The sequence below is a fragment of the Gracilibacillus salitolerans genome (assembly GCF_009650095.1).
GTDB classification, from domain to species: domain Bacteria; phylum Bacillota; class Bacilli; order Bacillales; family Amphibacillaceae; genus Gracilibacillus; species Gracilibacillus salitolerans.
On record NZ_CP045915.1, the window covers coordinates 1,803,993 to 1,819,688 of the forward strand.

The 15,696-nt window shown below is 38.3% G+C and carries 8 protein-coding genes and 1 pseudogene; 4 read left to right on the top strand and 5 right to left on the bottom strand.

The genetic code is table 11. The features are described from left to right. The first annotated feature begins 90 nt into the window (after positions 1-90). Both GI584_RS08310 and GI584_RS08315 read left to right on the top strand, forming a co-directional pair. Positions 91-2,295, top strand: coding sequence for a family 43 glycosylhydrolase (locus tag GI584_RS08310; RefSeq protein WP_153790932.1), 2,205 nt, complete (start codon positions 91-93; stop codon positions 2,293-2,295). After that, complete coding sequence (locus GI584_RS08315) at positions 2,292-6,164, top strand: family 43 glycosylhydrolase (protein ID WP_153790933.1); 3,873 nt, start codon at positions 2,292-2,294, stop codon at positions 6,162-6,164. The genes GI584_RS08310 and GI584_RS08315 overlap by 4 nt, the downstream gene beginning before the upstream one ends. A 753-nt stretch (positions 6,165-6,917) precedes the next feature. On the opposite strand, the gene GI584_RS08320 is transcribed toward GI584_RS08315, so the two are convergent. Genes GI584_RS08320 through pxpB form a run of 3 tightly spaced genes read right to left on the bottom strand, consistent with a single transcriptional unit; the run spans position 6,918 to position 9,275 of the window. Further along, positions 6,918-7,646, bottom strand: a complete 729-nt coding sequence (locus GI584_RS08320) for a 5-oxoprolinase subunit PxpA (RefSeq protein ID WP_153790934.1) — start codon at positions 7,644-7,646, stop codon at positions 6,918-6,920. Continuing rightward, positions 7,634-8,605 carry a 5-oxoprolinase subunit C family protein gene (locus tag GI584_RS08325; protein ID WP_153790935.1) on the bottom strand — a complete coding sequence of 324 codons (972 nt, stop codon included), beginning with the start codon at positions 8,603-8,605 and terminating at the stop codon, positions 7,634-7,636. The genes GI584_RS08320 and GI584_RS08325 overlap by 13 nt, the downstream gene beginning before the upstream one ends. Continuing rightward, positions 8,595-9,275 carry a 5-oxoprolinase subunit PxpB gene (pxpB, locus tag GI584_RS08330; RefSeq protein WP_153790936.1) on the bottom strand — a complete coding sequence of 227 codons (681 nt, stop codon included), beginning with the start codon at positions 9,273-9,275 and terminating at the stop codon, positions 8,595-8,597. The genes GI584_RS08325 and pxpB overlap by 11 nt, the downstream gene beginning before the upstream one ends. Before the next feature lie 239 nt (positions 9,276-9,514). Here pxpB and GI584_RS08335 point away from each other — a divergent pair, with 239 nt between their 5' ends. After that, positions 9,515-11,245 carry a methyl-accepting chemotaxis protein gene (locus GI584_RS08335; RefSeq protein ID WP_228552369.1) on the top strand — a complete coding sequence of 577 codons (1,731 nt, stop codon included), beginning with the start codon at positions 9,515-9,517 and terminating at the stop codon, positions 11,243-11,245. Between the two features lie 56 nt (positions 11,246-11,301). Here the strand turns inward: GI584_RS08335 and GI584_RS08340 are convergent. Next, positions 11,302-12,462: pseudogene (locus GI584_RS08340) on the bottom strand (IS3 family transposase). Positions 12,463-12,693: 231 nt separating this feature from the next. On the opposite strand from GI584_RS08340, the gene GI584_RS08345 reads away from it, so the two are divergent. Beyond that, positions 12,694-14,397 carry a methyl-accepting chemotaxis protein gene (locus tag GI584_RS08345; RefSeq protein ID WP_153790937.1) on the top strand — a complete coding sequence of 568 codons (1,704 nt, stop codon included), beginning with the start codon at positions 12,694-12,696 and terminating at the stop codon, positions 14,395-14,397. Positions 14,398-14,431: 34 nt separating this feature from the next. Here GI584_RS08345 and GI584_RS08350 read toward each other — a convergent pair whose 3' ends face one another. Next, positions 14,432-15,472 (bottom strand): FUSC family protein, encoded by a 1,041-nt coding sequence (locus GI584_RS08350; protein ID WP_153790938.1) that lies wholly within the window; start codon positions 15,470-15,472, stop codon positions 14,432-14,434. Positions 15,473-15,696 lie beyond the last annotated feature (224 nt).

Consider the following 15,696-nt stretch of genomic DNA (forward strand, 5'->3'; position numbering starts at 1 on the left):
CAGCAGTGAATAAGACGCACACGTTCCACTTTTCTTACAATTGGAGGTGTTTCGTTTTTGAATACACACATAAAAGAAAGGAGAAGAAATATGTATAAAAAAATCTTAGGTTTGTTGTTGGCGTTGACGTTCATCAGCATTGTTACCACTTCATCTGTACATGCAGATAATCCGATTATTAAGGATGAATTTTCAGCGGACCCCGCAGCAATTACACATGACGGAAAAGTGTATCTTTATACCGGGCATGATGAAGCAGAAACAAGTGGTAATGATTATGTACTTAAAGAGTGGAGTATTTACTCCTCTGAGAATTTAAAAGACTGGGAATTAGAGGGGAGGGTGCCTCGTGGCATTTTTGATTGGGCAGTAAATGATACGGCCTGGGCATCGCAAACTATTGAGAAAGATGGCAAATTTTATTGGTACACAACTGTTGAGAATGGTGATGGTTCAGCTCCAGGGATGGCTATTGGAGTTGCAGTATCTGATCATCCGGTTACAGGATGGGAAGATGCTATTGGTGGTCCACTAGTTAAGAGTACGGATACCGAAAACCCAAGTAATATGGGTTCTTGGTCCTGGGATGATATTGATCCTACTGTATTCATTGATGATGATGGTCAAGCCTATCTTTATTGGGGAAATACGCATGTCTATTATGCCAAATTAAAAGATAATATGATGGAATTGGATGGTGATATCCATCGTTTTGACATTCAAAATATGCCTGGTACTTTTACAGAAGCACCATGGCTTCATAAACAAGATGGCATCTACTATTTACTTTATGCGATGAATTTCCCTGAAGAATTGGTATATGCGACAAGCGATAGTCCTGAAGGTCCTTGGGTATACAGTGGTAAATTGATGGATGAATTACCTTTTACAGGGACTAGTCATCCGGCTGTATTAGAATTTGAAGGGGAAACATATATGGTTTACCATAACGCAGCATTACCAACCGGTGGAGATTACAGAAGGTCTGTTGCGATTGAAAAATTACACTTTACACCTGAAGGAAAAATAAGAAAAGTAATCCCTACTGCTTCTGGTATTACGCATGACAGTTTTGCTATAGAGTCGTATGATAAATCAAGCTATATTCGGCATTTGAATAACAGTTTAAGAGTCGATCCGCTTGAAGGAGATACCTATGATTTTAAATGGCATATCGTTGATGGGCTAGCTGGTAATGGGGAAGGTTCCTTATCTTTTCAATCTGAAAACAATCCAGGGTTTTATCTTGTAAGAGATGATTCCTCTCTAAGCTTAGAAAAACATGATGGAACGAATAGCTTTGAAGAACGTGCAACATTCAGGGAAGTTCCAGGTTTGGCAGATGATTCTTGGAACTCATATCAAACATTTCATGATTCACTCTATCTTTCTATAGCAAGTGATAACACTTTACAACTAGTAGCGGAAGATAGTATAGCAGATGAAGCAAATGCTACGTTCCGCATGATGAATGCAGATGCTAAAGGAGTAAGCGTTTCCGAAGATGAAGTAGTCATTTTAGAGGATTCCACTACAACAGTTTCCGCAAAAGTATTGCCAGATGATGCATTAAGAAGGGAAGTAGAAGTATACGTGGAAAATGATGAGATCATAGATGTAGCTTCCGCGTATCAAGCCGAAACAGGTGAAACGAATGTAACTATTAAAGGAAAACAAGAAGGTGTTACAACGGTTACGATTTCCACATTAGATGGAAACCACCAGGCGATAATTGATGTAGAAGTGAAACAGATCGAAACAACCTCTTCATCATTAGAAGATGTGATTGTTTCTGCCAGTTCAGAAACAAAAAACGTTCAGATAACAGGTACGCTTGGAGAGACAGCAGGTAAAAACGTGACACTAAAAGTAGAAAGTCCAAATGGTGAAGTGGATTATTTGGATCAAGTTTCTTCCAATGATGCAGGTGAATTCAGCATTGCATTTATGCTAAAGAGTGAGTTAACTGGTGATTATCACGTTTTGATTGGTGCTAATGATAATGAGCCCTATGAAACTACTTTTACAATAAAAACTCAAGATTCAGCAGATACAGACAATGATCAGATGGAAAGCCCAACAGAAAACGATGGCGATAACAATGATCCTTCGGGAAGTGATCACGATTCATCAACTGATCAAGGACAAAAAAATGATAGTGAAAAGCAAGCGAATCAGGATTTACCTAATACGGCAACGAATCTATTTAATTTGATCTTGATTGGTGGAATCCTTATCTTATTAGGTCTCATTGCCACTCTCGTTGTCAGAAAAAGAAAGGAGGAAACGAGATGAGTGAACGTTTGAAAAAAATCACTCTATTATTGATGATTATTACTTTGGTCATCAGTCCATTTCCTGTGACAGATCTATCCAGTGTGAAAGCGGAAGAGTTGCAATTGGAGGATGGATTGTTATTACATTATGATTTTGAGAATGCATCTGGTAATGTAATTGAAGATAAGAGTGGGAATAATCATGATGGTGAGCTAATCAATGATGCTACCTTTATTGAAGATGAAAAGGGTGGGGCACTATCATTAGATGGTGATCAGGACTATGCATTATTACCTCCAAACCTTTTTGACGGATTGAAAGATGTAACAATTAGTACGTGGGTGAAGATTGAAAATCATAAAGATTGGGCAACGATTTATTCTTTAGGTAACTTTTTAGATAGTGAAAACAGTGATTATGCCATTAACTATGCAGCCAAAAAAGCTGACTCTGAAGAGGGAGCACTTGAATTGTTTGGACCTTGGCCTTTTCCTATAGTTGAAACAGGTCCAATCACTGAAGGGGAGTGGGTCCATGTTGCAACCATGATCCAAGATCAGGAACTACATCATTATATTAACGGCATCCATCAAGGATCAGTTGAAATTGGTGTGAATGCAGGGGACATAAACATAGAAGAAAACCGCTTTATTGGGTTCCATGCTATGCCACATGAACAAGAGGAAGGCAAAGGATTAGATGGCCTCGTTTCCGACTTTCGTATGTACGACCGTGCTTTGTCCTTAGTGGAACTCCGTTCTTTAGCGGATTTTGATTTTGATATTCATGCTGTTGATGAAGTAAATGTAAATACGGAAGCTGGTTCCATCCCAGTATTACCTGACAATGTGACGGTACATTATCCGGATGGAACGTCAGATGCGGCTTTAGTAACGTGGGATGAAATAAATCCGGATGACTATCAAACGCCAGGCGTTATTACGATAGAAGGTACCGTAGCAGGAACAGAATTAAAAGCAATTGCCAATGTCACTGTAGTTGCAGATAAAACAATAGAGGAAAAAGAGTCTGTTGTTGTTTATACACACCAAGGAGAACAACCTGATTTACCTGAGCAAATAACAGTAACATATGAAAATAATTCAGATGAGCAATTGGCAGTTGAATGGGAAGAAATCACTTCAGAACAATTAGCACAGACAGGTATCCATTTTACCGTAGAAGGGATGATCCCAGAAATTGCCGAAACAGTGACAGCAACGGTATATGTTACAGCAGATGTCGAAGCAGATTTTATTTCATGGTACAGTTTCGATCAGTCTCAAAATAACACAGTAATCGATATTTCAGGCAATGAGCAACATGCAACACTTGCTAATGATGCCACCTTAATAGATTCAGATAAAGGTGGTGCAGTTGACTTAGATGGAGATCGTGATCATGTCCGGATGCCGACAGGTCTTTTTGAAAGTGCTGACAATATTACAATCAGCAGTTGGGTCAAAGTAGATACAGCTAAAGATTGGGCAACCTTATATGCCTTAGGAAATTGGGATCAAGGTAATACGATAAACTTTGCTTTAAAACAAGCAGGTACAGATGAAGGTATGCTTGAATTATTCAGACCAGGTCAATCTTTTTATCAATTAGCAACAGAACCAATTGCAGAAAATAACTGGACGCATGTAGCAACTGTTATCAAGGATCAACAATTGACACATTATATCAATGGCGTTTCCCAAGGTACGATAGATATCGAAATGGATGCAAGTGATATCGAAGTAAATGAAAGCCGGTATATTGGGTTTCATGCAATGGAACATGAACAAGTCGAAGGAAAAGGGCTAGATGGCCAAGTTGCGGATTTTCGAATTTATAATGATGGTTTAAGTGAACAAGAGCTACAAAAAGTGTTGAATGAATCATTAACAGATCAAGAAGCTGTTGAAAGAGCGATGGCCATGTTTGAATTAGGTGACACGTCAGAAGTAATTGCTGATATTGACTTACCTAATTCAATAGGAAATGGTGTCGAGATCACATGGGAATCCAGTCATTCAGAGATTATTAACGCCTCAGGTGAAGTGGTAAGACCTGAACAAGGTGAACAAGACACTGTCGTTACTTTAACAGCAACATTTACTCGTGGTGATAGCAGCCAAACGAAGTCATTTGAAATAACCGTTTTGGCAGATAATATTAAATTGGTGGATGAAATCAGTGTGATTACACCTCCACATCACCCAGCAGCATTACCGGACAAGGTAGAAGTAACCTATTTTGATGGTAGCTCTGGTACGCAAAAAGTAGATTGGGAGAATATTAATAGTGACGAATTATCCGAAGCTCAATCTCCATATACAGTGAATGGTGTGGTCTACGGGACAGATATACCAGCAAAAGCGGTAATTCATGTAGCGGAACTGGATTATGTTGAGGAGATGCACGTTGAGACAGAAGTTAGTGTGAAGCCTGATCTACCAACTACCGGTACTGCCCATTATACAAATGGCATGTCAAATGAAATTGCGGTTGATTGGAATGATATTGATCCAAATCAATATACAGAAACAGGTTCCTTTACCATAAAAGGAAACGCAGCAACTTATACGTATACGAACCCATTAATCGAACAACGAGCAGATCCTAACATCTATAAGCATACAGATGGCTATTATTACTTTACAGCTTCAGTTCCGGAATATAATCGTATTATTATGAGAAGGGCTAAAACATTGGAAGGTTTAGCAACAGCTGAAGAGAAAGTAGTCTGGGAAGCACACGAATCCGGAGATCAAGCGGCACATATATGGGCGCCAGAAATCCATTATGTCGATAACAAATGGTATATCCATTATGCGGCAGGTGCTTCTGATGATATATGGCGGATTCGACCATATGCGCTAGAAAATACTAGTTCAAATCCGATGGAAGGTAAATGGGAAGAAAAAGGTATCATTCAAAAGTCATCAGAAGATAATTTTTCTTTTACAGGCTTCTCGTTAGATGCAACTATTTTTGAGCATAATGGTAAGAATTATTATATATGGGCCCAGAAAGTCAACAATGCCTCTAACTTATATATGGCGGAAATGGAAAACGGTTATACGATAAAAGGAGAGCCAATGCTTTTATCTACACCGGATTATGCATGGGAACGAATTGGTTTTTGGGTGAATGAAGGCGCTGACGTGATCAAGCGTAACGGGAAAATTTTCGTTTCGTATTCGGCAAGTGCGACAGATGGTAATTATAAAATCGGGCTCTTAACAGCAGATGAAGACAGTGATATTATGGATCCGGCTTCTTGGACTAAATCTCCAGAGCCTGTGATGGAAAGTAATGAAGTAACCGGTCAATATGGTCCAGGTCACAGCACCTTTACCATAGCAGAAGACGGGGAAACGGATATTTTAGTCTACCATGCTCGTTCTTATAAAGAAATTGAAGGGGATCCATTATATGATCCAAATCGTCATACTCGAGTAAAAGTATTGAATTGGAAAGAAGATGGTACACCGGATTTTGGTGTTCCGAATGGAGATGGTTTAGTTAACGGTCCAGCTGTAGAGGTAAATGCAACAGTAGAAGTGAAAGAAGCGACAAGCTTTAATGTGAGTCAACAGTTTAGTCATGACCAATTAATAGCAAATGAAACACTAACAAGCCAACTAACTATTGAAAACAAGTCGGAAACAGATGAAACGGTAACTGCGATTATTGCACTCTATAATCAGGATAAACAAATGGTGGATTGGAAGGAAGAACCAATCACGATTAAAGCAGGCGAAGAAGAATCAACAGAAATCAGCCTTGATCTACCTGATGGTGTAACTGATCATCTGGTTAAAGTCATGGTTTGGCGTGGGGAAGGGATCAATAATACATCCATGCAGCCAATTTCACAAGATTATTCATTAGAATAAGTCAAAAAAGGGACTGTCCCATAAAGTCAGCTGACGTACTACGGTTCAAAAACTGGCATATACGCGACTACGCAGTATATGCCAGATCCGTATTAGTTAGCTGATAAACGGGACAGTTTCTATTTTTTTGTATTAAAATTGTGATCAAAATAGATAAACAGCGTCATGTAGTGCTCTTTTGGAGTTGAGTGTAAAGTTCGTTACAGCGGAAAAATACTGTCTTTTACCCAAGGCACAAGTACAACATCTACTCAAGCTAAAATCGCTTTCGTAGTGTTTTCTATGCCGTCGGGGGAACGCTTCAGCCTCCTCGCGAGCAAAGAACGCTCACTGGGGGTCTTAGACTGTTCCTTTTCGAAGAGCAGGACGGTCAAGTGTACAGGACGTGACCGCTTTTAGTCGACCTACAGGAGTGTCGCATTTTTCCGCAACTTAGAGTAGTTTTCTGGTCACGTAAGTCGAAATCCATAGAATATAATTCCATGAGTTTTATTCTTCCAATAATCAGAGAAAATCACTACAAGCGCAGGCAGAATACGAAGACTCCTGTGGGAACAGCGCGAGCTGAAGACCCCGCAGAAAAGCGTATTTTGCTTTTTGAGGAGGCTGAAGCCGTGCCCACGGAAAGCGAAGTATTCTGCCGGAGCGTATTCAAACCACTGATCAAAAATCAAGGTGGGAGGAAGTTTTCGCTATGTCCCAGTTATTATCTATTGCGAATCAGTTAAACGGAGCAGGGGCGGACATTTTTACTCAACCAATCACTTTCCGAATGGCTTGAACTAAGCTCAATGCTTCTTCTGTATCTCCATGCACGCAAATTGTATCAGCTTTGATAGGGATTTTCTCCCCATTAACAGTAGTAACCTTACCATACGTGACCATTTCTTCTACCTGTTGAATAACTTGGGTCGTGTCGTGAATGACTGCATCAGGTTCGCTTCTAGGTGTTAAGCTGCCGTCTGGCTGATAGGTTCTGTCAGCGAATACTTCATTAGCCACTTGTAATCCTTTTTCTTCCCCAGCATTAATTAACTCACTATGAGCAAGACCAACTAATACCAAATTCGGATCGACATCATTTACCGCTTGTGCAATAGCGTCTGCAAGCACACGGTTTTTGCAGGCCATATTATATAAAGCACCATGCGGTTTAACGTGAGCTAAGCGCAAATTATGTATTGTTACAAATCCTTGTAATGCGCCTAACTGATAAACAACCAAATCATAGGCATGTTCCGGCAGTATATCGATATTTCTCCTGCCGAATCCTTGTAAATCCTGGAATCCGGGGTGTGCTCCGATGTTAACCTGATATTTCTTGGCCAACTTTACAGTTTTATTCATCGTATGTGGGTCACCGGCATGAAAGCCACAAGCAATGTTCACCGCATCAACTAATGGAATGATTGCCCCATCATTACCTATTCGGTACGTACCAAAGCTTTCTCCTAAGTCACAATTCAACATTATTCCTGCCATAGCTTAACCCCTCCCCATTTCTCCTGAACAAAGCGCTGAATAGTTCGTATTAACCTCTCTCGGCTTGCTAAAAGGGTAATCGCTTCATCGACGGTTATCTTTGGGAATCTAAAAGGTTGTCCAGGTCTTAATTGGCTGACTTTACTCAAATCGACTCGTGCAATTTGTCCGATTTTAGGATAGCCGCCTGTTGGTTGACCATCTGCCATTAAAATAATTGGCTGTCCATTCGGTGGTACTTGAATTGAACCAAATGATGTTGCCTCGGTTAAAAGCTGTTCTTCTTTCCTTTTTTGAATCGGGGTTCCCTCCAAACGGTATCCCATACGATTTGACCTGGTGGAAGCGATCCATTCCGTTTGTTCAAATGTATCAGTCTCAAACCAATCATACTGGGCACCTTCGATGTATCGTATTGCTTTTACAGGTTGTTCAATATAGCCAAAAAGGGCGGGAGTGATGCCCCAATTCAGCTGGTTGTCCGTATAATAGGAATGAGCGAAGGCAATGGTGTCACCAACAGAAAGCTTTCTTCCTAACAATCCCTCTACATTCGCTCTCACAATCGTACTGCGACTTCCAAGAATTTCTGGTAGATCAATTCCACCTTTAATGGCCATATATCCAAATCCACCAGTTTTTACAGTACGAAACTGTAAGATATCGTCCTTTTTTACTTGGATAGGTTGGACAAGCGGAACTGGCTGTTCATTTAAATTAGCGGACATATTTCCACCAGTTATAGCGATAATTGCATTCTGATGGAATTTGATTGTTGGACCAATAAAGCTCATCTCTATTACTGCTTCAACCGTATCATTACCAACGAGAATATTAGCCATTCTAGCAGCGAACTCATCCATCGGACCACTGACTGGAAACCCATATGACTGAAAACCTAAACGTCCTTGATCTTGGATGGTGGTGTGTAATCCTTCTTCTATTATTTCAATTGCCATATTTTATACGCTCCTCTTTCTGAAGCTGTTCATATTCTATTTTGTTGATTGGATAAAATTTAATCTGGTCACCTGGTGCAAATAGTGTTGGTCCGTCATCGTTTAATGGTAATAAATGAATGGGTGTGCGCCCAATGATTTGCCATCCCCCTGGAGAAGTGCTTGGGTAAATCCCCGTTTGGCCTCCAGCAATGCCAACAGATCCTTTCGGTATTTCCAATCTTGGATTGTCTTTCCTCGGTGTAGTAAGCTCCTGGTCCATTCCCGTTAAAAAAGGGAATCCCGGTGAAAATCCTAAAAATGAAACGTTATAAGTAGGCGTGGTATGTAAATCAATGACTTTTTGTAAAGAAAGTTGACGTTTTTTCATTACATGTTCGATATCCATTCCATACGCATTGTCATAACAGACCGGGATGTGATGCAATGTACTATCTAGATGGTTTGCTTGTATTTGTTCGCTGGCAGCAGTTATTATTCTGATCATTTCTTGGTGCGTAACTCGCAATGGATCGAAATATACGGTTATGGTACAGTATCCAATTACTGTTTCAAAAATGAACGATCGATTGTCCAAATGTTGCTTGAAAGCAATTAAATATGGAGATAAATCAGGAGTATAAGGTAATGTCATCATAATAGCATTTTCCGAAATAGATTGAAGACGCATCTTCAGCAACCTTCTTTCTTTTCATATTCTATTAACTATATTGTAACGAAGTTCATGGATACAAGAAAATAATAACGCCTCATTATCATTGAGCAGTCAGATCCAGAACAAGGCATAACAGGACTTTTCTATTTTAATAGGTTAAAAGTAATAGTAATGTATACGCTTTCGTGATAAAATAGACTCATATAATATTATTATAAATCATAATGAAACATTACAAGCTGAGAAACGAGGGAATGCATGTGAAGTCTTTTATGAGAAAAATGACACTATCCAATTTTAGAAATGTGAAAGTCGGAACCAAATATGGCATTATATTATCGATTGTATTAGCACTATTTTTAATCTCAACAGCCATTGTTTGGTACTTTTTGCAAAATGTTGAATCCGAAATTGAAGCGATGGAAAGAAGAGGGGAACGATCGGTAAATGTAACCGAAATGGGATCCCTGCTTCGAGCTAAAAGTATTACTATTTTTCAATATATAGACAACGCATCTACTGAAATAGATGAGGAATACAATGCTCGAAAAGAACAATTTGAAGAATTACAGGAACAATTGGAACCTAGTATGAATACACAAGCAGAAATGGCTTTATTTCAACAATTGAGTGACCTGGATGATCAACTGAATCGAAAATTTAATGAAGTTATCGGATACATGAGGCAAGATGAAACAGAAATTGCAACCAATACAGCCAATGAGGCGAATCAAATAGCTGCAGAAGCGGTACAAGCGTTAGATCAGTTGAAGACAATGGTAAATGAACAACGAATATTAGCTGCTAAAAATGCTAAATCAAGTCAAATATTCGCAATTAGTGTATTGGCAGGCTCGATTGCTGTTTCGCTTATTATTAGTGTTGTTCTGATTACAGTAATTAATCGCAAATTATCCAGAAATTTAAATAGGGTAGTAGATTTTAGTAACCAAATTGCAGATGGTAATTTATTAGTTGAAAATATTGACTATCAAAGTAAGGATGAAATAGGTCAATTAGCAAAAGCAATGAATACGATGAGTGCCAGCTTACGTACAATTATTAAGAGAGTAACAGATGTTTCCAATACAGTAAGTGCTCAAAGTGAACAATTAAATAACTCAGCCAATGAGGTGAAATCCGGAACAGAGCAAATTGCTACCACAATGGGAGAATTGGCAAATGGAACAGAAACACAAGCAACCCATGCCGGAGATGTTGCGGCTAAGATGAGTGACTTTTCCAAAAAGGTACTAGAAGCGAATGAAAATGGTGGTAAAATCGAATTAGCGTCTACAAATGTTTTGGACATGACGGAAAATGGCAGTGAAATGATGTCTTCTTCTGTAACACAAATGGAACGCGTCCATACGATTGTAAAAGATGCAGTTGGCATGGTGCAAGGATTAGATGGTCAAACAAAAGAAATATCAAAGCTGGTGGCTGTGATCAAAGATATCGCGGAACAAACCAATCTATTAGCATTAAACGCTGCGATTGAATCAGCACGAGCAGGTGAACATGGAAAAGGGTTTGCAGTCGTAGCAGATGAAGTAAGAAAGTTAGCAGAACAAGTCGGTGAATCTGTTACAGATATCACAGGGATTGTCACGAACATTCAGAGTGAATCGACGAATGTTTCCCAATCATTAGAAGAAGGCTATAGTGAGGTAGAAGCTGGATCTAAGCAGATTAAGCAAACAGGGGAGACGTTTGATCAGATTAATCATGCGGTAACGAATATGGTGGCAAGTATCCGAACGGTAACATCTAACTTATCAGAAATGACAACAAGTAGTGAAAAAATTAATTCTTCTGTTGAGGAAATTGCATCGATTTCTGAAGAATCGGCGGCTGGTGTCGAGCAAACATCAGCATCTGCTCAACAAGCAAGTAGCTCGATGGAAGAAGTATCTTCTAATTCTAATGAACTAGAAAAACTTGCAGAAGAACTGAATGGGTTAGTAAGACAATTTAAGATATAAAATAAAAAAACTCCCAAGGATGAACTGACCTAGTAATATGAGACAAGAAAAAGCACCTAGGCTGCCTTTGCCCTGAATTGAACAGGAGAAAGGCAGTTTAATTTTGAAAATGGTCGTATATAGTTGTAATAATACATGTACAATTCCACTTTTTCTAGTACAATGGAATTTGTAAGACGCATCTTTTGATGTGTGTAGAATTCTTCCGACTTTATGGTGGAGTGGAAGGATTCAATGACGGCATTATCAAAGCAATTACCTTTCCGGGACATGCTTGTGATAATGCCTTTTTCTTCAGCTAATTCTTGAAAAGCGTAGGATGTGTATTGAGCCCTTGATCACTATGAAGAATTAATCCCTTTGTTTCACGTCCATTACAAGCTGCTTTCAGTGTTTCTAGCACTAATTCTTCTTCTTGGTTATGACTCACTCGATAAGCGACAATTTCGTTATTATACAAATCCATAATGGTTGATAAATACATCATTGATTCCCCAAAAGGCAAGTAAGTAATATCAGTAACCCACTTTTGATTTGGTCTATCTGCCTTGAAATTTTGTTCCAATAAATTAGGAACGACGCATTTACTTTCACCGGCGATGTTCGATTTTCTCTTTGGTTTTACCCGACATTGGATTTTATATTTTTGCATGATCCTTTGTGCAGTAAGTCTGTTCACAGAAATGTTGTGTTCCTCTTTAAGTAACTTTTTAACCATTCGGTGTCCTACTCTGTAATGTAGGGATTTACAAATATCAATAATAAGTTGTTCTAGTTCTGTTGGCTCCACGACTTTTGAGCCCAACGATAGTAAGTGGACCTAGGAACTCTGATACAATCACAAATCATCGATACAGTATAAACTTCCTTTAACGACTCTACTAGTTCTATAACTATCTCTGGTACCAACTCCTTTCGATTTCCTGGTACTTTTTTAAGATTTCATTTTGGATTTCTAGATGTCTGATTTGCCTTTTTAACTGATCTACTTCGTTTAGTTCTTCAGGCCCTTTTCCAAAGGAATATTGTTTACCGATGGGTTGTGACAACCGATGTTCTTCTCCATCTCGAAACCATTTCATCCATCTTTTAATTTGACTTACGCTACGGATTCCAAACTTTTTCATAATCTGTTTATTTGTATATTTTTTAGACAACTTCATTTCAATGACTCTACGTTTCACTTCTTCAGAATAAACATTTTTCTTTTCCCCCATGAGAAAAGCACCTCCTAAAAGTCGTTAATTTTTATATACGACTCTGGGGGTGCTTTTTCCTCTGTCTCATTTAATTAGGTCTCCTCAGGATTGGGGGTTTTTTAAGTTTGTCAACATAAAAACAAGGGCAAAAGTACCGCAAAATAACTATAGAAATATGCTAATAGTCATGTTAAAATAGTCTCATGTTATTATTTAACATCAAGTTTTATCATCAATGGGAGGATAAGAATGAAAAGATTACGTTTTAAGAATGTTAAGATCGGTACTAAGTATGGGCTTATACTTAGTGTTGTTTTAGGGCTTTTTTTAATTTCTACGATTGTGGTAGCTTTTTTCCTAGATGATGTTCAATCCGAAATTGAAGCAATGGAGAGAAGAGGCGACAGAGCAGTTAATGTGACAGAAATGGGTTCATTAATCAGGGCTAAAGGTATCCGGGTATTTCAATATATGGAAGATCCTACATCTGAAGTCGTAAATGAATTTAATCAACGTAAAGATTTATTTAAGAGGTTAAAGGATGATTTAGCTGAGGATTTAAGTAATTCAGAAGCAAAGACGCTAGTGGAACAGGTAGTAGAATTAGATGAAGCATTTAACCTTGAGTTCAATGAAGTGATTAGTTATGTGGGACAAGGGGATTTGGAAATGGCTGCACACCATGCAGATCAGGCTCATAATATCCAGCGGGAAGTTGTGCAGATTTTAGAAGAATTACAAGAATTAGTGGCTGCAGATAGATTGATAGCAGTTAATGAAGCAAAGAAGAGTCAAACAATGGCTATCTCGGCACTTATTATAGCGATTGCGGTATCCCTCATTATTAGTATCATTTTAATTATCATCGTTAATCGAATAGTTTCCAGAAACTTAAATAAAGTAGTAGATGTTAGCAACAGCATTGCGGATGGTAATTTGCTAGTTGATAGTATAGATTATCATGCAAATGATGAAATTGGACAGCTTTCTCGTTCGATAAATAAGATGAGTACGAACTTAAGAAAGATCATTCAACAAGTATCAACCGTATCTGATACTGTCAGTGCTCAAAGTGAAGAGTTAAATCAATCGTCAAATGAAGTAAGGTCTGGAACCGGACAAATTGCTTCAACTATGCAGGAATTGGCATCAGGCGCCGAAACACAAGCGAATCATGCTGGTGATGTTGCTTCTAAAATGAGTGATTTTTCTCAAAAAGTACATGAAGCAGACGAAAACGGTGAAAAGATTGAAGGTGCATCAACTAAGGTATTAAACATGGCGGAAAATGGTAGTGAAATGATGAACTCCTCTGTTGCACAAATGGGACGAATCCATACGATTGTCCAAGATGCAGTAGAAAAAGTACGCGGTTTAGATAATCAATCACAAGAGATTACAAAACTAGTAGCAGTCATCAAAGATATTGCTGAACAAACCAATCTATTAGCATTAAATGCTGCCATCGAATCAGCCCGTGCAGGAGAACATGGAAAAGGATTTGCGGTTGTAGCAGATGAAGTTCGCAAGCTAGCTGAACAAGTAGCAGTATCTGTTACTGATATCACAGGAATTGTAACGAATATCCAAAGCGAATCCTCCAATGTATCACAATCTTTAGAAGAAGGATACAGTGAGGTGGAAGTAGGGTCTGAACAAATTGAAAATACAGGAAAGACATTTGAGCAAATCAATACCGCAGTAACGGATATGGTTTCTAGCATTACAACAGTAACAACGAATTTGTCTGAAATGAAGACAAGTAGCGAAGAGATTAATAATTTTGTTGAAGAAATTGCATCGATATCTGAAGAATCGGCAGCCGGTGTCGAGCAAACATCAGCATCTGCTCAACAAGCTAGCAGTTCAATGGAAGAAGTATCTTCTAATTCAGAAGAACTGGCAAAGCTTGCAGAAGAATTAAATGGCTTAGTAAGACAATTTAAGATATAAATAGGCAAAACTCCCAAGCTTCTTGGGAGTTTTGTTATTTCGAAATTTCATTTTCACTAATTAATATCTTTTCTACAATATTATAAATAGACAATAATTCATATAAAATAATCACTTCTGGCGTGAAAAGGGTAGGATTTTTATCCTCGCTTGGTTTTTTACTTTCCCAGAATTGATTCATTAATTTTTTCACTTGTTGTCGATAGGCACTAGCCTTATAGTGATCAGGATATTTCATAAAATCAACTAATGTTTCCACCATTTCCATAATATCTTCACACTCTTGCTTTGACCAACAAATATTCTGGATAGGTGTATTAATTAAATTGCCAATATGATAATGAATTAATCGTAAATGTGTCAGGTTTCTTCTTTCAAAGTCAAATACCTTTTTTGTTTGTTTGTCCAGTCGGTGATATTTCGATTCGGCTGCTTGAAAGTGCAACAATTTATCAGTCTGATCCAATGTGTTTTTTAATGTAAGAAAACGCTTGTCAATCTCTGTTTTTTTGGTTGCCTGCTGGCCTTTACCAAGTGATTGCTTCAAAATGATTTCTAACTCTTCTCCCGTCTGTTTCAATAAATCATGGATATTAGTCATAATCTTTTTCGTATAATTAGGCGGTAAAATAAACATATTGACTAATGTCGATACTAACAGTCCAATTGTCGTCGTTCCGAGTCGAATAAAGAAAGAGACAAATAAATTTGTATGGATTACTTCGATCATCGCAACGGATGTCAGTGTTGCCACCAGTAGTCCAGCATGAAGGCCTAAACGATAACACGTGATAATCGTTAATAATGCGGAAAGTGTATATGTTATTGGCGAGTTCCCAAATAAATATATAAATAAAACGGCATAGGCTGAACCAATCGCTGATGCAGGGAAGCGGACAATTCCTTTTTTGATGGAATCAGCAACGGTGGGTTCGATTGTGACGATGGCTGTGATGACAGCAAATACCGGTGGCCAGCCAATCCATTCACATAACAGTGATGTTAAAAAGACTGCCAAAGCTGTTTTGATTATTCGTCTACCAAAAATACGGTAGCGTACCTTAGACCATTTCATTAGAAAAATTCTCCTTCAAACATTCTATTGCTTAGTATACCGCAGAAGTCTATAGCTTTCCATGTTGAATTTTGCCAAATGGTAAGATATCTTTGTCGTACCAAAAAATTCTTTTATTAAATTATTTGTAAACGCTTTCTTATTTCTTGCATATGATGTAAAATAAAAATATATCTCAGTCAGATTAGTGCGTTGTGAATTTTTGAGGAGGTGTTGAACTTGCT